Source organism: Novosphingobium mangrovi, assembly GCF_022818885.1.
In the GTDB taxonomy this organism is placed as follows: domain Bacteria; phylum Pseudomonadota; class Alphaproteobacteria; order Sphingomonadales; family Sphingomonadaceae; genus Novosphingobium; species Novosphingobium mangrovi.
This window is the reverse complement of record NZ_JALHAT010000003.1, coordinates 1-18,161: the sequence shown is the minus strand read 5'-3', so window position 1 is coordinate 18,161 and position 18,161 is coordinate 1. Positions and strand designations below refer to the sequence as shown.

At 66.6% G+C, this 18,161-nt stretch carries 18 protein-coding genes and 1 pseudogene; 7 read left to right on the top strand and 12 right to left on the bottom strand.

Annotated elements, in window-relative coordinates; all coding sequences use genetic code 11:
• The first annotated feature begins 253 nt into the window (after positions 1 to 253).
• Entirely contained in the window at positions 254 to 1,534 is a 1,281-nt protein-coding gene (locus MTR65_RS02265; protein WP_243796727.1) for a GGDEF domain-containing protein, read from the top strand.
• A gap of 7 nt (positions 1,535 to 1,541) precedes the next feature.
• On the opposite strand, the gene MTR65_RS02260 is transcribed toward MTR65_RS02265, so the two are convergent.
• From MTR65_RS02260 to MTR65_RS02245, 4 genes are all read right to left on the bottom strand, one after another.
• On the bottom strand, positions 1,542 to 2,030 hold the full coding sequence (locus tag MTR65_RS02260) for a glutathione peroxidase (RefSeq protein WP_243796726.1): 489 nt from the start codon (positions 2,028 to 2,030) through the stop codon (positions 1,542 to 1,544).
• The gene (locus tag MTR65_RS02255) at positions 2,023 to 2,307 is read right to left on the bottom strand and encodes a hypothetical protein (protein ID WP_148625721.1); all 285 of its coding nucleotides are present in this window, start codon (positions 2,305 to 2,307) and stop codon (positions 2,023 to 2,025) included. The genes MTR65_RS02260 and MTR65_RS02255 overlap by 8 nt, the downstream gene beginning before the upstream one ends.
• 140 nt (positions 2,308 to 2,447) lie before the next feature.
• A complete protein-coding gene (locus tag MTR65_RS02250; protein WP_243796725.1) occupies positions 2,448 to 3,161 on the bottom strand; it encodes an ABC transporter ATP-binding protein in 714 nt (237 codons plus the stop codon).
• Complete coding sequence (locus tag MTR65_RS02245; protein WP_243796724.1) at positions 3,154 to 4,395, bottom strand: lipoprotein-releasing ABC transporter permease subunit; 1,242 nt, start codon at positions 4,393 to 4,395, stop codon at positions 3,154 to 3,156. The genes MTR65_RS02250 and MTR65_RS02245 overlap by 8 nt, the downstream gene beginning before the upstream one ends.
• 315 nt (positions 4,396 to 4,710) lie before the next feature.
• Between MTR65_RS02245 and purF the strand changes: the two genes are divergently transcribed.
• The 3 genes from purF to MTR65_RS02230 all read left to right on the top strand — a co-directional run bounded on the left by purF (position 4,711) and on the right by MTR65_RS02230 (position 7,321).
• On the top strand, positions 4,711 to 6,147 hold the full coding sequence (gene purF / locus MTR65_RS02240; RefSeq protein ID WP_226636083.1) for an amidophosphoribosyltransferase: 1,437 nt from the start codon (positions 4,711 to 4,713) through the stop codon (positions 6,145 to 6,147).
• On the top strand, positions 6,144 to 6,872 hold the full coding sequence (locus tag MTR65_RS02235; protein WP_226636084.1) for an SDR family NAD(P)-dependent oxidoreductase: 729 nt from the start codon (positions 6,144 to 6,146) through the stop codon (positions 6,870 to 6,872). The genes purF and MTR65_RS02235 overlap by 4 nt, the downstream gene beginning before the upstream one ends.
• A 95-nt stretch (positions 6,873 to 6,967) precedes the next feature.
• A complete protein-coding gene (locus MTR65_RS02230; protein ID WP_226636086.1) occupies positions 6,968 to 7,321 on the top strand; it encodes a PilZ domain-containing protein in 354 nt (117 codons plus the stop codon).
• A 116-nt stretch (positions 7,322 to 7,437) separates the two neighbouring features.
• Here the strand turns inward: MTR65_RS02230 and MTR65_RS02225 are convergent, their stop codons facing one another.
• Positions 7,438 to 8,814, bottom strand: a complete 1,377-nt coding sequence (locus MTR65_RS02225) for a cryptochrome/photolyase family protein (protein ID WP_243796722.1) — start codon at positions 8,812 to 8,814, stop codon at positions 7,438 to 7,440.
• A 71-nt stretch (positions 8,815 to 8,885) separates the two neighbouring features.
• Between MTR65_RS02225 and MTR65_RS02220 the strand changes: the two genes are divergently transcribed.
• On the top strand, positions 8,886 to 9,587 hold the full coding sequence (locus tag MTR65_RS02220; protein ID WP_243796719.1) for a phosphatase PAP2 family protein: 702 nt from the start codon (positions 8,886 to 8,888) through the stop codon (positions 9,585 to 9,587).
• Here MTR65_RS02220 and MTR65_RS02215 read toward each other — a convergent pair.
• Positions 9,559 to 10,536 (bottom strand): metal-dependent hydrolase, encoded by a 978-nt coding sequence (locus MTR65_RS02215; RefSeq protein ID WP_243796717.1) that lies wholly within the window; start codon positions 10,534 to 10,536, stop codon positions 9,559 to 9,561. The two genes, MTR65_RS02220 and MTR65_RS02215, sit on opposite strands and share 29 nt — an antisense overlap.
• Positions 10,537 to 10,812: 276 nt before the next feature.
• On the opposite strand from MTR65_RS02215, the gene MTR65_RS02210 reads away from it, so the two are divergent.
• A complete protein-coding gene (locus tag MTR65_RS02210; RefSeq protein ID WP_243797506.1) occupies positions 10,813 to 11,295 on the top strand; it encodes an RNA pyrophosphohydrolase in 483 nt (160 codons plus the stop codon).
• A gap of 98 nt (positions 11,296 to 11,393) precedes the next feature.
• Here MTR65_RS02210 and MTR65_RS02205 read toward each other — a convergent pair whose 3' ends face one another.
• From MTR65_RS02205 to MTR65_RS02185, 5 genes are all read right to left on the bottom strand, one after another.
• The gene (locus MTR65_RS02205; RefSeq protein WP_243796714.1) at positions 11,394 to 11,918 is read right to left on the bottom strand and encodes a tetratricopeptide repeat protein; all 525 of its coding nucleotides are present in this window, start codon (positions 11,916 to 11,918) and stop codon (positions 11,394 to 11,396) included.
• A 49-nt stretch (positions 11,919 to 11,967) separates the two neighbouring features.
• Positions 11,968 to 13,140 (bottom strand): RsmB/NOP family class I SAM-dependent RNA methyltransferase, encoded by a 1,173-nt coding sequence (locus MTR65_RS02200; protein ID WP_243796711.1) that lies wholly within the window; start codon positions 13,138 to 13,140, stop codon positions 11,968 to 11,970.
• Positions 13,137 to 13,364 (bottom strand): hypothetical protein, encoded by a 228-nt coding sequence (locus MTR65_RS02195; RefSeq protein WP_243796709.1) that lies wholly within the window; start codon positions 13,362 to 13,364, stop codon positions 13,137 to 13,139. Before MTR65_RS02195 ends, MTR65_RS02200 begins: the two co-directional genes overlap by 4 nt.
• A 14-nt stretch (positions 13,365 to 13,378) precedes the next feature.
• Positions 13,379 to 14,836 (bottom strand): IMP dehydrogenase, encoded by a 1,458-nt coding sequence (gene guaB / locus MTR65_RS02190; protein ID WP_226636101.1) that lies wholly within the window; start codon positions 14,834 to 14,836, stop codon positions 13,379 to 13,381.
• A 176-nt stretch (positions 14,837 to 15,012) separates the two neighbouring features.
• The gene (locus MTR65_RS02185; RefSeq protein WP_243796708.1) at positions 15,013 to 16,593 is read right to left on the bottom strand and encodes a M28 family peptidase; all 1,581 of its coding nucleotides are present in this window, start codon (positions 16,591 to 16,593) and stop codon (positions 15,013 to 15,015) included.
• A gap of 280 nt (positions 16,594 to 16,873) precedes the next feature.
• On the opposite strand from MTR65_RS02185, the gene MTR65_RS02180 reads away from it, so the two are divergent.
• Positions 16,874 to 17,536, top strand: a complete 663-nt coding sequence (locus tag MTR65_RS02180; RefSeq protein WP_243796707.1) for a hypothetical protein — start codon at positions 16,874 to 16,876, stop codon at positions 17,534 to 17,536.
• Positions 17,537 to 17,608: 72 nt separating this feature from the next.
• Here MTR65_RS02180 and MTR65_RS02175 read toward each other — a convergent pair.
• Positions 17,609 to 18,161, bottom strand: a pseudogene (locus tag MTR65_RS02175) (hypothetical protein); the annotation flags it as partial.

The window sequence follows — 18,161 nt, the reverse complement described above, 5'->3', positions numbered from 1 at the left end:
ATTTAAGGCGGCGTCCCTCTTTTCAATCTACGCACAAAGAGTTAAGGATAGTTTCCTATAGATACATCCCAGAACGAGAGCGTGCATCGACGCGACGGACAGCAACCAGGGTGAGCCGCAGGCAGCAAGGCATCGGCCTTGACCGCAGGTGGGTGCCCCCGCTCAAGATGAGGACGCCAGTTCGCCATGCCCGATATCGCACCATCGCATCTCGCTCGCCCCGCACGCGTCATGGCCCGGCGCTGACCCCGAGATGGCGGACATCCCCACCATTGCCGTGTGCAGTACGGCGGCTGCGGCGATCCTGTGCATTGCCATGGTCTTGGCATGGTTCAAGGACGGTCGCCCGCGCCATTCGGTCTGGCTCTTCTCGCCTTTTGCGGTAGCCATCCCCGCTGGCATCCTGCTGAGCTACCCGGACGAACTGGGCGGTGCGCCCGCGCTGGCCTTCGGGTGGTTCCTTTTCACACTGATGTTCGGCGCGGCCTGGCAGTGCGCGCGCTATGCCGCGCGCCGACGCCCGCTGCCGATCCCTGCCTTCATCGCCTGCCTTGTCAGCCTCGTCTTCTCGCTGACACTCGGGAACGATGCCCACTTCCCCGAATGGCGCATGTTGCCGCGCACGCTCCTGATGGCGGGTTTCAGTCTGCTGAGCGCGCGCGAGTTCCAGAGCCTGCGCGACCGCCACCTGCCCTCGGCGCAGACGCTGGCCTGGATCTTCTACGCTTTCGGCGCCTACCATGCGCTGCGCGTCCCCTTCACGACACTCCTCCCAGCGCCCTACGGCTCGCTCGAGACGCAGACCTGGGCCATCGCCAGCTTCAACTTTCTACTCGTGCTGCAAGGCCTTCTTCTGGCCGTCTTCATGACCACGCTGGGACGCGAGCGGATCGCGCTGCACCACTTCCAGCTCGCCATGGTCGATCCGCTGACAGGCGTGGGCAACCGCCGCGCGCTCGACCGGCGGCTCGCCCAGCTGGCCCGCGAAGATGCCGGGCGCGAGGGTCAGGTGCTTGCGCTGGCCGTGCTCGACATCGATAACTTCAAGTCGATCAACGACCGCTTCGGGCATGGATTTGGCGACGTGGTGATTGCAGGCGCGGCCAATGTCGCCTGCGAGTTCGTCCATCACCACAGCGTCTTTCGCCATGGCGGCGAGGAATTTGCCGTGCTCGTCGAGGCCGCCTCGCCGGACAGCGCCTACGCCCGGGTCGAACGCATCTGCGCCGCCTTTGCAGCCCGCGCACATCGCAACGCCGACCACGCGCACCTGGCGACGCTGAGCGCGGGCGTTGCCATCCACACGCCCGGAGTTTCGCCCCAGCAGCTTCTCGACGAGGCCGACCGGGCGCTCTATCTCGCCAAGGCGCTGGGCCGCAACCGCACGGTCCTGGCCGACGAGGCGGGCATGGCACGGCTGATGGAAGAGGCTCTGCACGCCGAGACCAGCCGCGCACCGTTGCCGCCCGCCGACGCCGACGTTCCAGAAACGCAAACCCTCGCCCCCAGTGGACCGGAGCGCCGCCGCGCCTGAGCCTTGCTCAGAGCAGCTTCTCGATATCGCGGGAAAGTGTGACGGGCTTTTCGGTCGGGCCGTAGCGGCGCACGACATGGCCCTCACGGTCGATTAGGAACTTGGTGAAGTTCCACTTGATCGCCTTGGTGCCCAGAACACCCGGCGCTTCGGCCTTGAGCCACTGGAAGAGGGGATCGGCGTTCGCGCCGTTGACCTCGACTTTGCCCATCACCGGGAAGGAGAGGCCGAAATTGATCTCGCAGAACTGGGCGATGTCCTCGGCCGAGCCGGGCTCCTGTCCGCCGAACTGGTTGCACGGAAAGGCCATGACCTCGAACCCGCGCGGACCATAATTGCGATAGAGGGCTTCGAGGCCCTTGTACTGCGGGGTGAAGCCGCATTTGCTGGCGGTGTTGACCACCAGCACCACCCTGCCGAGACGGTCGGCCAGGCCCACCGTCTCGCCAGAAGGCAACCTCGCCGAAAAATCGGCGATGGTGCGTGGATCAGGCATCGCCCTTGGGGAAATCCGAACGGCGGTACAGCGTCACGATTTCGGCGTACTTGAAGGTGCGGTCACCGGCCTTCTGGATCGCGTAGTCCTCACGCTTTTCCTCGGGCAGGTCCATCACGAACTCGATCATCTCGGCCACGGTCCCGCGGCGCAGGACCTTGAAGCGGTGGAACAGGCCGCCGCCGTCCTCGCACTTGTGCAGTTCGGCCGAATCGTTCCAGGCGAAGCCGGAACCGGCGCCTTCACCGCCGTGAATGGTGGAGGGATTGTCGCTCATCGCGCTTGGCCTTTCATGTTCACTCTTATGGGACCGCCCGGTGCTGACGGTAGTTGTACCGAGCTTTTGTTTCCATTTGGCAATGTCGATCGCCAAAATCAACGCGCGCGTGCTCTCGTGTGGACGCACGCGTGCAATTTTCAGGCAAGCACGCCCTCATGCAGGCGCACCACGCGGTCCATCGCCGCCGCCAGACGCTCGTTATGGGTCGCCACAAGCGCCGCGCTGCCCTGCCCGCGCACGAGTTCGAGGAACTGGGCAAAGACGGTGTCGGCGGTGGCCTCATCCAGATTGCCGGTCGGCTCGTCCGCCAGCACCAGCCGGGGCGAATTGGCCAGCGCGCGGGCAACCGCCACGCGCTGCTGCTCGCCGCCCGACAGCTTGCTGGGCCGGTGGTCGAGCCGCTTGCCCAGCCCCAGCGCGGTCAGGAGCTGGGTTGCCCGCTCCTCGCAGGCCCCGCGCGCGCGGCCGGTGATGAGCTGGGGCAGGACCACGTTCTCGATCGCGTTGAAATCGGGGAGGAGATGGTGGAACTGGTATACGAAACCGATGTGATCGCGCCGCACCGCCGCGCGCGCGTCCTTGCCCAGGTTACTGGCATCGATCCCGGCGATCTCGATACGCCCGCCAAAGCCGCCTTCAAGCAGGCCGATGGCCTGGAGCATGGTCGACTTGCCCGAGCCCGAGGGGCCCAGCAGCGCGACGATTTCGCCCGGCTGCACGGCAAGGTCGACCCCGCGCAGCACGTCGATGCGCACGCCCCCCTGCTCGAAACTGCGGGTCACGCCCTCCAGGCGCACTACCGGATCGGTGGACGGATCGGCCGGGGCCGGGACGACGAGGGGATCACTCATAGCGAAGGACCTGGACAGGATCGGTGCTCGCCGCCTTGAACGCGGGGTAGAGCGTGGCGAGGAAGCTGAGGACGAGCGAGAGCACGCAGATGATGGCGATCTCGACCGGATCGGTGCGCGCGGGCAATTCGGTGAGGAAGCGGATCGAGGGGTCCCACAGGTTCTGTCCCGTCAGCCTCTCGACCAGATGCACGACCGGCTGGCGGAAATAGAGGAAGACCGCGCCCAGCACCAGCCCGGCTACCGTGCCCGCAGCGCCGATGCAGAAGCCCGCGGTCACGAAGACCTTCATCAGCGAGCGGCGCGTCGCGCCCATCGTGCGCAGGATCGCGATGTCGCGCGTCTTGGCGCGCACCAGCATGATCAGCGAGGACAAGATGTTGAACACCGCGACGAGGACGATGATGGAGAGGACCACGAACATCGCCACACGCTCGACCGCCAGCGCCTCGAACAGCGAGGCGTTCATCTGCTTCCAGGTGGTGACGACGGCCTTGCCCTTGAGCTGGCGTTCCAGCGGGGCCAGGAATTCGCTCACCCGGTCGGGATCGGATGTCGTGATCTCGATGGTCCCAATGGTGTCGCCCAGGAGCAGAAGTTGCTGCGCATTCGCCATGGGCATGATCACGTAGGTCTGGTCGAGGTCATAGATCCCGATTTCGAAGATGGCGGTCACCGTGTAGGCGATCTGGCGCGGCACGGTACCGAAGGGTGTCGGGCGACCAGCCGGGTTGACGATGGTAATGGTATCGCCCACCCGCGCGCCCAGATTCTGGGCCAGCTGCGAGCCGATGGCGATGTTGCTCACCCCATCCGCCAGCGATTTCAGGCTGCCTTCCTTCACCTTGTCGGCGAGCGCATTGATGTCCCCTTGCGTGTTGCCGCGCACAAGGATGCCTTCGACCCGGCCATTGAAGGTACTCATCAGCCCCTGCTCGATCAGCGGCGAGGCATGGGTCACACCCGGGGTCTTGCGGGCCTTCTCGAGCACCTCCTCCCAGTTATCCATACGTCCGCCATACGCCTGCACGATGGCATGGCCGTTGAGGCTGACGATCTTGTCGAAGAGTTCGGCGCGAAAACCGTTCATCACGCTCATCACGATGACGAGCGCGGCGACGCCGAGCATGACCGCCACGAGGCTGATCCCGGCGACGAGCGCAATGAAGCGCTCCCCCTTGCCGGGCAGCATGTAGCGCTTGGCGATGGTCCATTCGAAAGGAGAGAGTAGCAAGCGGGACGCCGCCTTCTATGAAGAGGTGAAAACCGGATAAAGCTGTGCAGGCGCCAAGCCTTAGGGTGAAGGCTTGAGGGAGGCAAGCAAGGAGCACTCCTGCCCCCGTGCTCGCCGCCCGGACGCGCCCGCCTGAAGCGCACAAGATGCCTCGCGGTTCCCGACCCGAGACGAGAGCCAGTCCGTGTCACATCCGCGTCACCTTTTCGCGTCAAGGGAACAATGGCACCTGTTGCGGGTTCACGCCCTCTTGCAATTGCGGCCGATCCCTGCAAATGCGCCCTCGACCTTGACGCAGGCGCGGGCCCTCATTCCATGAACCTTACACACCCCTTTCGTGACGCCGACGGGGACAAACTGCGCGAAGAGTGCGGTGTCTTTGGCGTAATCGGAGCACAGGACGCGGCGAACATCACCGCCGCCGGTCTCCACTCCCTTCAGCATCGTGGCCAGGAGGCGGTGGGTATCACCTGCTTCTCGGGCAGCGATTTCCGGTCGCATCGCGGACTGGGCCACGTGGCCCAGGTCTTCGACAACGACACCCTCGAAACGCTTCCGGGCGCGATGGCCTCGGGCCATGTGCGCTACTCGACCACCGGCGGTTCGGGCCTGCGCAACGTGCAGCCGCTCTACGCCGATCTGGCCGCAGGCGGCTTCTCGATCGCGCACAACGGCAACATCTCCAACGCGATGACGCTCAAGCGCGACCTCGTGATGAAGGGCTCGATCTTCCAGTCGACCTCCGACACCGAGGTGATCATCCACCTCGTCGCGACGAGCCGCTACCCCACCCTTCTCGACAAGTTCATCGATGCCCTGCGCATGGTCGAGGGCGGCTACGCCCTCATCTGCATGACCAACGAGGGCATGATGGCCTGCCGTGACCCGCTGGGCATTCGCCCGCTGGTGATGGGCCGCATCGGCGATGCCATCGTCTTTGCTTCGGAAACGGTGGCCTTCGACGTGATCGGCGCCGAATTCATCCGCGCGGTCGAGCCGGGCGAGCTGGTCCAGGTGGACTTCAAGGGCACGATCTCGAGCCACCGTCCCTTCGGCAGCCCCTCCCCGCGCCCCTGCATCTTCGAGCACGTCTACTTCAGCCGTCCCGACTCGGTGATGGACGGGATCTCGGTCTACCAGGCGCGCAAGCAGATCGGCATGGAGCTGGCCAAGGAATCGCCCGCCAACGCGGACGTGGTCATTCCGGTGCCCGACAGCGGTGTTCCTGCCGCGATCGGCTACGCGCAGGAATCGGGCATTCCCTTCGAGCTAGGCATCATCCGCTCGCACTACGTCGGGCGCACCTTCATCCAGCCCGGCGACGCAGCGCGCCATTCGAGCGTGAAGCGCAAGCACAACGCCAACCGCGCCATCGTGGAAGGCAAGCGCATCATCCTCATCGACGATTCGATCGTGCGCGGCACGACCTCGATGAAGATCGTCGAGATGATGCGCGATGCAGGCGCGGCCGAAGTGCACATGCGCATCGCCAGCCCGCCCACGCAGCACTCGTGCTTCTACGGCGTCGACACGCCCGAGCGTTCGAAGCTGCTCGCTGCCAAGATGGACACTCAGGCCATGGCGGACTTCATCAAGGCCGACAGCCTCGCCTTCGTCACCATCGACGGCCTGTATCGCGCGGTGGGTGAGCCCAAGCGCGCCAAGAAGTGCCCGCAGTTCTGCGACGCCTGCTTCACCGGTGACTACCCGACCCGTCTCACCGACTTCGAGACCGCGGGCAGCCGGGCATGAGCGCGGCCCCGGCGACGACGTTCGAGGGCCAGATCGCCCTGGTGACCGGCGCCAGCCGGGGCATCGGGGCGGCCACCGCCAAGGCGCTCGCGGCCGCGGGCGCCCACGTGGTGCTCACCGGCCGCGACACCAAGGCGCTGGAAACCGTCGAAGAAGCGATTTTCGAGGCCGGCGGATCGGCGACCATCGCCCCTGTCGACCTTGTCGAGCCCGACGGCATCGCGCGCCTCGCCACGGCGGTCTCGCAGCGCTGGGGCAAGCTCGACATTCTCGTCATCAACGCGGCCATCCTGCCCGAGTTGACGAGCGTCGCCGACATCGACCAGCGCGTGTTCAACAAGGCGCTGACCACCAACGTGCTCGCCTCGCAGGCGCTCATTGCCAATTTCGATCCGCTTCTGCGCAAGAGCCCGAACGCGCGCGTGATCGGCATGACCACGACCGTGGCCGGCGCCCCGCGCGCCTTCTGGGGCGCCTATGGCGCCACCAAGGCCGCGCTCGAGGTCCTGCTCGACTGTTACGCGCAGGAAACCGAAAAAACCTCGAAGATCCGTGTCGCCATCGTTAACCCTGGTGCGACCCGCACGGCGATGCGCGCACGCGCCTATCCGGGCGAGGATCCCGCGACGGTCAAGACCCCCGAGACCGTCGCCGAGCGCATGGTAGAGCTCCTTACCGAGCCCTTCCCCAGCGGGCACCGCGAATTTCTTAACCAATCGAAGTAATCTGCGGTAAACTGCTTTCTGACAGCAAAGGCTTTTTCCACGCGGCCGATTCCGGCCGTGGTCGGCAATGCATTCAGGCGCAGGGACCCCTCATCATGGCCAGCACCGGCAAGCAGTTGTACGAGAACGCGGCGCAGGAAGATCGTAGCGCGCCGCGCGAACGCATCTCCATTCCCGCCTCGCTGCGCGCGTCGGGCGGCAAGGGCTACCAGACCGTCGTGCGCGACCTTTCGATGTCGGGCTTTTCGGCCATGGCGATGAGCCGCATCCACCCCGGCACCTATTGCTGGCTCACCCTGCCCGGCATGGAATCGATGGCCGCCAAGGTCATCTGGTGGGACGAGGGCATGGTCGGCTGCGCCTTTGAAAACCTCATCGCCCCGATCATCTACGAAGACCTCATGGTCCGCTGGCGCCTGAAGGGCTGGCTCGGCAAGAGCGAAGGCTGAACCGGCCAGGCAGAAAAGCGCCACCTCGCCTGTCTTTACAAGCGCCGCGCGCCTGGCGTGAGGCAGACAGTTCGGGGAGCCCGAGGGCAATGGCCCTCGGAACTGCTTTCTTCTTCCTATTCCCCCTTAAAACTCTCCCAAGCTCCCAGCGCGCGTTCGCGCCCGGCGCGATGTTCGATCAGCTTTTGCGGATAGCCCTTCGGGCGCGCCATCGGGGAAGGATCGTGGATCTCTCCTGCGGGCAGATCGGCCAGTTCGGGCACCCACTGGCGGATATAGCCCGCCGCATCGAACTTCTCCGACTGGCTGAGCGGCGCCATGATCCGCACGAACATGTTTGAATCAACGCCCGAGCCCGCGTTCCACTGCCAGTTGACCGCGTTCGAGGCGTAATCCGCATCCACCAGCGTGTCCCAGAACCACTTCTCGCCCTCGCGCCAGTCGATCAGCAGGTGCTTGATGAGGAAGCTGGCCGTGATCATGCGCACGCGGTTGTGCATCCAGCCGGTGTGCCACAGCTCGCGCATCCCGGCATCGACGATGGGATAGCCGGTGCGTCCCTGCTGCCAGGCCTCCAGATCCTCCTGCGCCTGCGCGCCGCTGCGCCAGGGAAAATCGTCGAAGCCCTCGCGCGCGGAGGTCCCGCCATAGTCAGGGTACTGCAGGATCACGTTCTGCGCGTAGTCGCGCCAGCCGATCTCGCTGAGGAACGTCGCGACCGAGCCGCCCGCCGAAGATGTCGCGTGCCACACCTGTGCGGGGGAAATCTCGCCGAAATGCAGATGAGGGGACAGGAACGAAGTCCCGTTTCGCGCAGGCAGGTTGCGCTGCCCTTCGTAGCGCGAGGCTTTCTCGGCAAAGGTCTTCAAGCGCGCCTTCGCGCCCTCCTCGCCCGGCGTCCAGAAATCGCGCAAGCCCCCCGCCCAGTCGGGCTTCGTCGGCAGCAGGCCCCAGTCGTCCAGCGCCTCGCTTTCGGGCCAGCTTTCGGGCGCGGCGATGGTGTGCGGGCGATAGAGCGGATCGGGCGGCGGCAGGCGTTCGTGCAGCGCGCGCCAGAAGGGTGTGAAGATCTTGTAGGGCTGGCCCGCGCCCGTCGTCACCGATCCGGGCGGCGCCAGGTAGTTTCCGTGATGAAGATGCAGCGTCAGCGCCTTGCCCACCGCCTTCTCGGCGTTGCGCCACCAGGGCTCGTAGTGGCGCAGCGCATGGACCTCGCTCGCCCCCACCTCCTTCGCCAGAGCGGGGAGCACCTCCTCGCACCTCCCCCGGCGCAGGATCAGGCGCGAACCCTTCTCTTCCAGTGCCGCAGACAGGCTTTCCAGCGAATGGTGCAGCCACCAGCGCGAGGCCCCGCCCATGGCGCGGTGCTTTGCCGTCTCGTCATCGAGGACATAGACGGGGACGACCGGCCCCTTCGCGGCGGCCTCGACCAGCGCGGCCTGGTCGGAAAGACGAAGATCCCGGCGGAACCAAACGATTACAGGTGAACTCATGGCTTGCGCAACGCCTCCCTATGCGCTGCGTTCCCTAGACCATGATTCTTTCCGAGCAAACATCCCGCCCCGTGCTGCACAGCCATCCGATCAGCCGTCGCAAGGCCCTGATCGTGGCCATTTTTGCCTGGACGGGTTTTGCACTTCTGGCCTGGGCGGTGCTGACCGGCCACACCGCCACGATCGACCGTACCGCCCTGCTGTTCTGGCGCGACGGAGACCTGCGCCCGATCGGCCCTGTCCGCCTGCTCGAAGTCGTGCGCGACATCACGGCGCTGGGCGGCGTGCTCTTGCGTAATCTCTTCGCCCTCGCCGCCATCGTCGCGCTCGTCTTCCTGGGGCACCGCCGCGCGGCGAGCCTCCTGGGCCTTACCGTCGTGCTGGGCTGGGTGGTCGAAGTCGCGATCAAGCTGCTTGTCGGACGCCCGCGCCCGGAGATCACGCTGCATCTGACCGAAGCGGGCGGCTCCAGCTTTCCGAGCGGACACAGTTTCAATTCGGCCGTGGTCTTCCTGGCCATCGCGCTCGCCTTTGCCGGCTTCAGCTCGCGCGAGCGGGTACGCGTGACGATCCTGGGCGCCGCGCTGGCCACCAGCCTGATGGTGGCCTGGAGCCGCGTCTGGCTGGGTGTCCACTGGCCCGCCGATGCGCTGGCCGGGTGGCTGGGCGGGACGGCCTGGGCCTTTTCGGCCGCCGCCCTCCTCGGCCCGGCCGCGCGCCTCACCGCGGCGAAGAGTGAACGCTTCAGCGGCCCGAGCAGCGCCCTTCACTGACAGGTAGTGCCACCTCGACCCGGAAGCCATCCGCGAACCCGCCGCGCGCATAGCGGCCGTCTCCCACCGTGACCGTCTCGGTGCAGCCCTCACGCGATATGCGGGCGAAGGGCATCTGTGACCACTCGAGGAAATCGCGCAGTTCGGCCGACGCTTCGATGGCCCGGCGAACCTCGGGCCGCGCCATGTTGTCGGGTTCGGGGGCCTGGACCTCGCTAAGCGCGCCAGGATCGGCCAGCGGATCGTAGCGGGCATAGCCCAGCGCGCCGTTCTCCCGCCACACTACCTCGCGCTGCCAGAAGGCAAGCGGCCCGGGGCTGGCAAAGACCCGGTCGGGATGGGCATGGGGCGGCGCCTTGCGCAGCGCCGCGCCCGCCATCTGCGAGATGCCGATGTTGGCGCCGATGAACAGGACGACGCCCGCAAGGCCCGCGACGGCGGCCTTGCCCGGAAAGGCCGCGCCTGCCTTCGCCTTGCGCCAGGCCAGGAAAATCCCACCCCCCAGCATCGCCAGCAGCCAGGGCGAGACGATGAACAGCCCATCGGTGTGGAACCAGCGCGTGCTGGTGGGGGACAGAAGCTGCACCGCGTACGTATTCTGAAGATCGAGCAAGGGATGGGTCAGCGCGCCCAGATAGCACAGCGCCAGAAGCCACCAGGGCCGCATCTCCAGTCCGCTGGCAAAAGTTGCGCCGCGCTTCACCTGCCAGCGATCAAGCAGCCACAGGAGCCCTGCGAGCAGCGGGGGCATCACCAGCACCCCGCCGACGAGGCCATGGGTGAAACCCCGGTGCATCGCCAGCGGCGCCCAGGGCGCCCAACCGAAGAACACATCGATATCGGGCATGTTTGCCGCCAGCACGCAGGCCGCAAGGCCCTTGCGCGTACGCCGCTTGAGGCCGGTTTCCGCGAGCGCCCAGCCGGTCAGGCTGTGGGTGATGTTATCCATTTTTTCCCGTATCTTGAGCGAGGTTCGGCGCCGTGTATCGCGGTACGCAGCCGCGCTGGCAAGGGCACTTCGGGCAACGCGCAAGGGCCCCGAAGGTGCCTGACCTTGGCGGAACCGAAGGTCGACTTGCACGAAAGACACGACGGAAATCGGCAAATCAGGCTGGCAAATCAGTGGCGCATGGGCCATCTTGAAATCGATGCCTGCCGCGCTTTCCTCCTCCCGGATTTCCTGCCACGCGGGCTCTCATTCAATTTACCGGAATTTATCCAGGCAATGACCGATTACGCGAATCTTCCTTACCGCCCCTGCGTCGGGGTGATGCTTGTCAATGCCGACGGCAAAGTCTTCGTCGGCAAGCGAATCGACACCAAGGAGGGCAATTTCTGGCAAATGCCGCAGGGCGGCGTGGACGACGGCGAGGACCTCAAGGACGCTGCCCTTCGCGAGCTGCTCGAGGAAACCGGCGTGCCCGCCGACAAGGCGGTCATCCTCACGCGCACCAAGGACGAACTGCTCTACGACCTGCCCGACGAACTGCTGGGCAAGCTGTGGAAGGGCCAGTTCCGCGGCCAGCGCCAGCACTGGTTCCTCGCCCGCTTCGAAGGGAGCGATGAGGACATTGACCTCAACGCACACGAGCCGGCCGAATTCTGTGACTGGAAGTGGGTCGACGGCGATGATCTGCCCGAGCTCATCGTGCCCTTCAAGAAGCGCGTTTACCGCTCTGTGCTCGAAGAGTTTCGCGCGCTGATCTGAACCGCGTCAGATCTCCAAAGACAACGAAAAAGCCCGCTGGACCCGAAGGTTCGGCGGGCTTTTTTTTTTTTCGTACGTCAGTTCCGGCTTTGAAGCGCTTACTGGTTCGCGCTTTGCGTGCCCGGTGTCGTCTTTACCTCGGGCGCGCTCACGACCTTGGCGGCGTTCTCGGGCGAAGGGCCCCTCGCAATCGCCGCCGAGACGTCACGGGTCTGCGCGCAATCGGCACCGCACAGGCTTTCCAGCCGCGCGAGGCGACGGTTCGCCTTCTCGGTCGCGCCCTTCTCGGCCAAGGCAATGCCTTCGCCCGCCAGGGCTTCAAGATTGCGCGGGTCGCGTTCCAACGCGATGCGATAGTAGCGGATCGCCTTGCCGGTAAGGCCCTTGGCACGCTCCGCCTCAGCCAGCGCAACCAGCACGGCGACGCTGCCCGGTTCGACCGCAAGGGCCGCCTCGAAGGCATCGACGGCCTGCCCCGTAGCGCCTGCTTTCAGGCTTGCCTGGCCCTGCTCCATCAGCGCGCTCGCACGCGGGTCGAGCGCCTCGCTCGCCTGCGAATGCAGCATGCTGGAAGAGACGGCAACAACAAGAGAAAGGGCAACGGCAGCAGGCGTATAACGCATCAAGAAGTCCTTGGCAGAGGTCTGTTTCCGCGACATGAGCGCAAGGCTATCACAGCCGTTTGAAGCGCGCGACGAAAAACCCGTCGGTTCCGTCCTGCCCCGGCGAGAGGCGCAGTCCCGCCCCGCGCGGCGTACCGGCGGGAAGCGCAATCGCCTCGGCCTGCCACCCCGGATTGCGCGCGAGGAAGCCTTCGGCCTGGTCCGCACCCTCGGCATCGAGAAGCGAGCAGGTCACGAAAACAAGGCGCCCTTCGGGCTTCACCAAGCTTGCCGCAATGTCGAGCAGGCGCGCCTGCGTGGTGGCGTAGCGCAGGATCTGCTTGTCGGTGAGGCGCCAGCGGGCCTCGGGATTGCGCCGCCAGGTGCCCGTGCCCGAGCACGGCGCGTCCACCAGAACCGCATCGGCCGCTCCCATCAGGCCCGAGAGCCCGGCAGGCTCCTTCCCCGGGTTCAGGAGCAGGGTCTCGATAGGCAACGTCCCTGCCCGCTCGGCGCGCGGGGCAAGGCGCGAGAGGCGCGTGCGGTCGCTGTCACACGCCACCAGCCGTCCGGTGTTGGCCATGCTCGCGGCCAGCGCGAGGGTCTTGCCGCCTGCGCCCGCGCACAAGTCGACGACCGTCTCACCGGGCGCAGCGGCGACCACTTCGCAGGTCAGCTGCGAACCGGTGTCCTGCACCTCGATGGCGCCGCTCGCATACGCCTCGGTCGGCTCGATCCGGGTGTCGGGAGGATAGCGCCATCCGTTGACGGCCTGCGTCTTCTCCGCGCCCTCGGGCAGGTCGTCGGGCGTGCCCTTGAGCGTGTTGAGCCGGATATCGAGCGGCGCGCGGTCGAGCATGTGGGCGGCCGCCTCGGCGTCGATGCCGCTGTTCGCCAGGCGCATCATGAGCCAGTAGGGCGCCGCCCCGCGGGCCGCTACAGGCTCCTCGGGCGAGATCGCGGCCGGTGCATGGCGCGAGCCGTCGAAGAGCTCGGCAATATCAGGATTTTCCTGCGCCACGCGCAGCATCGCCGCGCGGCCCGTCTCGGGCACTTCCCCGCAGGCCCGGATCGCCCGGTAGGTCAACTCGCGCACCGCGCGCCGGTCCTTGCTGCCGGCAAAGCGGCGCGCGCGGAACCAGTCGGCGATGATGCGGTCAGCAGGCGCACCGTTGGAGCGCGCGGCCTCGATCACGAGGTCGAGGATCTCGATCGCGGCCTGAACGCGGGCGGAAGGGGTCATCGGGAACTCTCCTGGCCGGCCCGAAACGCCTGCCAGGCGGCCTCCATCTCGGCGCCCGGGGGCACCTGGAGACATGCGTAAGGCGCCGCCTTGCGCTGCGCGGCGGCGGCCTCACATGCCTCGTGCGATACGAACAGGCCGGGGACGCGGGTGACCGGCGGAGCGGCAGACGCCGCTCCGGGATCGGCCAGCACCAGAAGCATCCAGGGAAGGAATTCCTCCATTCCCGGCCTCCGGCTCAGCGCGTCGGGTAGTTGGGCGCCTCGCGGGTGATGGTCACGTCGTGGACGTGGCTTTCGCTGAGGCCCGCATTGGTGATGCGCACGAACTGCGAGTTCTTGCGCAGGTCCTCGATCGTGGCTGAGCCGGTGTAGCCCATCGCCGCCTTGATGCCGCCCACCAGCTGGTGGATGACGTCCTTGGCCGGGCCCTTGAAGGCAACCTGGCCTTCGATGCCCTCAGGCACGAGCTTCATCTGGTCCTTGATATCGCCCTGGAAGTAGCGGTCGGCCGAGCCCCGGCCCATCGCGCCCACCGAGCCCATGCCGCGGTACGACTTGTAGGCGCGGCCCTGATACAGGAAGGTCTCACCCGGCGCTTCGGCAGTGCCCGCCAGCATCGAGCCGACCATCACGGTCGAGGCACCGGCGGCGAGCGCCTTGGCGGCATCGCCCGAGGTGCGCAGGCCACCATCGGCAATGACGGGAACGCCCAGCTTGTCGGCCGCTTCGGCCGCGTCCATGACGGCGGTCAGCTGGGGCACGCCCACGCCCGCGACGATGCGCGTGGTGCAGATCGAGCCCGGGCCGATGCCGACCTTGATGCAGTCCGCACCCGCCTCGGCCAGCGCCTTGGCGGCCTCGGCGGTGGCGACGTTGCCCGCAATCACCTGGACCGAGTTGGAGATCTTCTTGGCGCGTTCGACGGCGCGCGCGACATCAGCGTTATGGCCGTGCGCGGTGTCGATCACGACCACGTCGCACTCGGCATCGATCAGCGCCTCGGTGCGGGCAAAGCCCTTGTCACCCACGGTCGTCGCGGCCGCGACGCGCAGGCGGCCTGCAGCGTCCTTGGTCGCGTCGGGATAGGTGACGGCCTTCTCGATATCCTTGACGGTGATGAGGCCCACGCAATGGAAGGCATCATCGACGACAAGCAGCTTCTCGATACGGCGGGCGTGCAGCAGGCGGCGCGCCTCGTCCTGGCTGACGCCGGTGCTGACCGTCGCCAGATTCTCGTGCGTCATCAGCTCGCGCACGGGCTGCGCGGTGTTGTCGGCAAAGCGTACGTCGCGGTTGGTGAGAATACCGACCAGCTTGCCCGAGCCTTCGACCACGGGAATGCCGCTGATCTTGTGCATCTGCATGAGCGCCTGCGCCTCGCCCAGCGTCGCGTCGGGGGCGATGGTGATGGGGTTCACCACCATGCCGCTCTCGAAGCGCTTGACCTGGCGGACAGCCGCGCACTGTTCCTCGATGGTCAGGTTGCGGTGGAGCACGCCGATCCCGCCCAGCTGCGCCATGACGATCGCCATGTCGGCTTCGGTCACGGTGTCCATGGCCGAAGAGATAACGGGGATGTTCAGACCGATTTCGCGCGTAAGCTTCGTGCGGGTATCGGCCTGGTTGGGAACGATGTCGGACTTCGCGGGACGAAGCAGAACGTCGTCAAAGGTGAGTCCGAGCTGGATTTCCATGTGTGCCACCATGCCTTTGGGGAGATTCGTGGCGGCCCATGTAACCAAGTGGTGCGCTTTGGGCTAGTGGGCAGATGCGCTTCTTATGCCTCGCTGGTGCACAAAAACGCGTTTTTCTGACCAAACAGCAATTTGGACACATGTCCTGGTGGGTCAGCGCGGCCTTGCGCCGAGTTTCAGGGCGCCTCGAGGCGGACGAGCGGCGCGTTGCGCGGGTCGGAGAACCAGCGCCCAAGGTCGGTGAGCAGGAGCACGTCCTCAACCTCACCTCCCAGTTCCAGGCCATGGGTCAGGTCGTCGCTGGGGCGGTGATAGTCGCTCTCGTAGAAGGCGCGCATACGGGTGATATCGCCATAGGCCGTCGTGACCATGACAGCCGGGATATCGTGCTGGAGCAGCGCCCAACCATCCTGGCGGCGCACGAATTCGTTGGCGTCCTCGCTGTCGAGAAGGTCAAAGTGCGCGCGGCGGGCCACTTTCGCGATGTCCTCGTCGAGGCCCGTCATGCCCTTGCCGACGATGGCGAAGGGCGTGCCGGCGGGCGCGATGGCGACCGAGTCGATATTGAAGGCCGCCACGATGCCATCGAGCGGGACCGGAGGGTTCTCGGCAAAGGCATGGGCGCCCAATAGCCCCACTTCCTCCCCGGTTGTGGACAGGAAATAGATGTCGCGTTCCAGCGGCGGCCCCTTGGCGAGCGCGCGCGCCACTTCGGTAAGCGCAGCCACCCCGCTCGCGTTGTCGATCGCGCCATTGCAGACGGTATCTTCCGCGGGCGGCTCGGCGCAGGCCCCGAAGTGGTCCCAGTGCGCCACGAACAGGACCGCGCCCGCATCGGGATTGCGCCCGGGCAGCTTGCCGATGAGGTTGTGGGTATGAATGGTCGTGGAGCGGGTGGTGGCCTCGAACGAGGCAGAGAGACCCAGCGCAAGCGGCGTGAAATCGGCACGCGCCGCCTTTGCCTCGAGCGACGGGAGTGTCTGCGAAGTCCCCTCCAGAAGCCCTGCCATGGCCTCGGGGCTGATGAAGGCCTCCAGATCGCCGCCGGTCGCATCCTGCGCCAGCGCATAGCCCGAACGTCCGCGCCGGGCGACGACTTCCTCGAAACTGCGCGACCCGTCCAGCACGGTGAGCACGGCGGCTGCGCCCATCTCCAGGAACGCGCTCTGCCGCGTGCCGGACGCCTCTTCGCCCTCGCGCAGGCCGTCGAGCAGGACGACGATACGCCCGGCCAGTTCGTTGCGCGTCAACGCGTCCGCCTCGAGGTTGCCCACGAACAGCAGCGGCGAGCGGCGCGCAAGTCCGCGCTTGCCCGAGGTCAGGACGATCACGTCCTCGCTCGTCAGCGCCTTCGTGCTGCGCCCCCGGAAGAACCGCGCCGACGAGGTCGCAGGCTCACGCGCGACCAGGGTCACGGGCGCAAACCACTCGTTGGCCGGATCGTTGGTGCCCGAGACGAGGCCGATGTCGAACCATTCCCGGCCCAGGTAGCGCAGTGTTTTGGCTTCGCCCTCGGTGCCCGGTTCGCGGCCCGCAAACTCGTCGCTCGCCAACCTCTCGATATGGTGGCGAAGGCGCCCTTCGAGCGCACGTTGGGCTCGGCGCGAAGCGGCCTCGAGCGGCGCCGCGCCGGTCACCGCCATTACGCCGGCAAGAACGGCCAGCAAGGCACGCCTGCCCCACACGCGCCAGTCCGCGCGCGCCATAGGCACGGCAGGCAGCAGCCACACGGCGTTCGAGAACGGTCTGACGAACACGGAAGGTATCGCGTTTCCCTTGTGCGGCAGGACGCCGCAGACGCCTCATGGCACAAGCGATCCCGGTGCCGCAACGGCGGTTTGCACCGTGCAGGAGATGGATGGCCCAAGACCGCCGCCACACACCGCATGGCTTGTGCAATTTTCGCAACGGGAACGCGAACAAGTGTGATACGTTGAACGCATCAAGCCGGGCAGAATGTCCGGATATCAAGCCGATAGAGAAAAGCGGCCCGGCGCATTCGCCCGCTTCCAAGGCCGCTCCTATGGAGACGTTCGAATGTCCACGCGAACCCGCGCCCTCATTGCCGCCCTTGCCCTTCTCCCGCTTGCCCAGCCCGCGCTCGCACAGGGCGACAGCAAGCCGATCACCAGCAAGGATCCCTCCGCGCTCGACATCGCCAAGACGCCGGTGACCGACCTCAACCTCGACTCCAAGGAAATCCCCGTGGTGCTGACCCGCGCGGTGGAGCAGCCCTACGACCTGACCGGCCTCGACAGCTGCGCGGCCATCGGCCAATCGGTGCAGGAGATCTTCGCGGCCATCGGCCCCGATGTCGACATTCCCAAGGAGGAGCGCGACCGCATCAGCGCCGGGCGCGTCGCCAAGTGGGTGGTCTCCTCATTCATTCCCTTCCGCGGCCTCATCCGCGAAATCTCGGGCGCAAACGACCGTGAGCGTGAAGTGCGCACCGCGATCCAGGCCGGCATGACGCGGCGCGGCTTCCTCAAGGGCGTGGGCGCCTCGCGCGGGTGCGACTATCCCGCAGCGCCTGCCACCGCCGAGGACATCGCCGCCATCGAAGCCGAACTCGACCGCCGCGACGCCGAAAGCAAGGACGGCGACAAGGATCCAAAGGACGAGCGCGGCGAGGAACAGGGTCCGCGCACCAGCGAGGGCGTTCCCATCGTCAACCAGCCCGTGGTCCAGGGCCAGAACTAGGCCCCGTCACGCGCGAAGGCGGGAACGGCGTTGCACCGCCCTCCCCGCCTTCTCGACTGTACGGATATGGGGTCAGATTTCGTCGGCCCGCAGGTCGCGTTCCACTTCGGCGCGTGCCTCGGCCAGTTCACGCTCGATCTCGGCCAGCGCTCCCGCGCGGCTCGCCGCATCGTAGCCCGCCTGCGCGGCAATCTCGTGGCGGGCCCCTTCCAGCGCGCTGAGCACGATCTGCGCGATGTGCTGCGGGGGCCCTGCGCAAATCACGACGTGCTCGTCGTTCTTGGATTGGCCCCGTGCGTGCGCGCGGCCTTGGGTGTCGGCCGGACAGCGCGTATCGATCACCATCTCGCGGCGTGTTTCCCCCACACCGTCCTGCGCCGGATGCACGATGCGCACGGTCTTCACCTTGCCATCCTTCGAGACGAATTCCTCGACCTTGGGCGCATGGGCCAGAGCCTTGGCGACCATCGCGTCGATTTCGACCTCGTTCATTCCCGCATGGCGCGCCTGCTTCTGGGCCTCGCGCACGGCGCGTTCGGTCGAGGCGGCGACCTCAGCGGCCACGGCCGGCGGAGCGGGGGGAGCCGGAGGCGCCGGGGGGATATCCCCCACGCGCGCGGGCGCC

What these genes read in the sequence shown, in the direction of transcription:
- MTR65_RS02265 (WP_243796727.1), top strand. Translation starts at nt 254, where the DNA reads ATGGCGGACATCCCCACCATTGCCGTGTGCAGTACGGCGGCTGCGGCG.
- guaB (WP_226636101.1), bottom strand. Translation starts at nt 14,836, where the DNA reads ATGGAAATCCAGCTCGGACTCACCTTTGACGACGTTCTGCTTCGTCCC.
- MTR65_RS02225 (WP_243796722.1), bottom strand. Translation starts at nt 8,814, where the DNA reads ATGAGTTCACCTGTAATCGTTTGGTTCCGCCGGGATCTTCGTCTTTCC.
- purF (WP_226636083.1), top strand. Translation starts at nt 4,711, where the DNA reads ATGAACCTTACACACCCCTTTCGTGACGCCGACGGGGACAAACTGCGC.
- MTR65_RS02260 (WP_243796726.1), bottom strand. Translation starts at nt 2,030, where the DNA reads ATGCCTGATCCACGCACCATCGCCGATTTTTCGGCGAGGTTGCCTTCT.
- MTR65_RS02195 (WP_243796709.1), bottom strand. Translation starts at nt 13,364, where the DNA reads ATGGAGGAATTCCTTCCCTGGATGCTTCTGGTGCTGGCCGATCCCGGA.
- MTR65_RS02215 (WP_243796717.1), bottom strand. Translation starts at nt 10,536, where the DNA reads ATGGATAACATCACCCACAGCCTGACCGGCTGGGCGCTCGCGGAAACC.
- MTR65_RS02205 (WP_243796714.1), bottom strand. Translation starts at nt 11,918, where the DNA reads ATGCGTTATACGCCTGCTGCCGTTGCCCTTTCTCTTGTTGTTGCCGTC.
- MTR65_RS02230 (WP_226636086.1), top strand. Translation starts at nt 6,968, where the DNA reads ATGGCCAGCACCGGCAAGCAGTTGTACGAGAACGCGGCGCAGGAAGAT.
- MTR65_RS02180 (WP_243796707.1), top strand. Translation starts at nt 16,874, where the DNA reads ATGTCCACGCGAACCCGCGCCCTCATTGCCGCCCTTGCCCTTCTCCCG.
- MTR65_RS02235 (WP_226636084.1), top strand. Translation starts at nt 6,144, where the DNA reads ATGAGCGCGGCCCCGGCGACGACGTTCGAGGGCCAGATCGCCCTGGTG.
- MTR65_RS02250 (WP_243796725.1), bottom strand. Translation starts at nt 3,161, where the DNA reads ATGAGTGATCCCCTCGTCGTCCCGGCCCCGGCCGATCCGTCCACCGAT.
- MTR65_RS02200 (WP_243796711.1), bottom strand. Translation starts at nt 13,140, where the DNA reads ATGACCCCTTCCGCCCGCGTTCAGGCCGCGATCGAGATCCTCGACCTC.
- MTR65_RS02255 (WP_148625721.1), bottom strand. Translation starts at nt 2,307, where the DNA reads ATGAGCGACAATCCCTCCACCATTCACGGCGGTGAAGGCGCCGGTTCC.
- MTR65_RS02210 (WP_243797506.1), top strand. Translation starts at nt 10,813, where the DNA reads ATGACCGATTACGCGAATCTTCCTTACCGCCCCTGCGTCGGGGTGATG.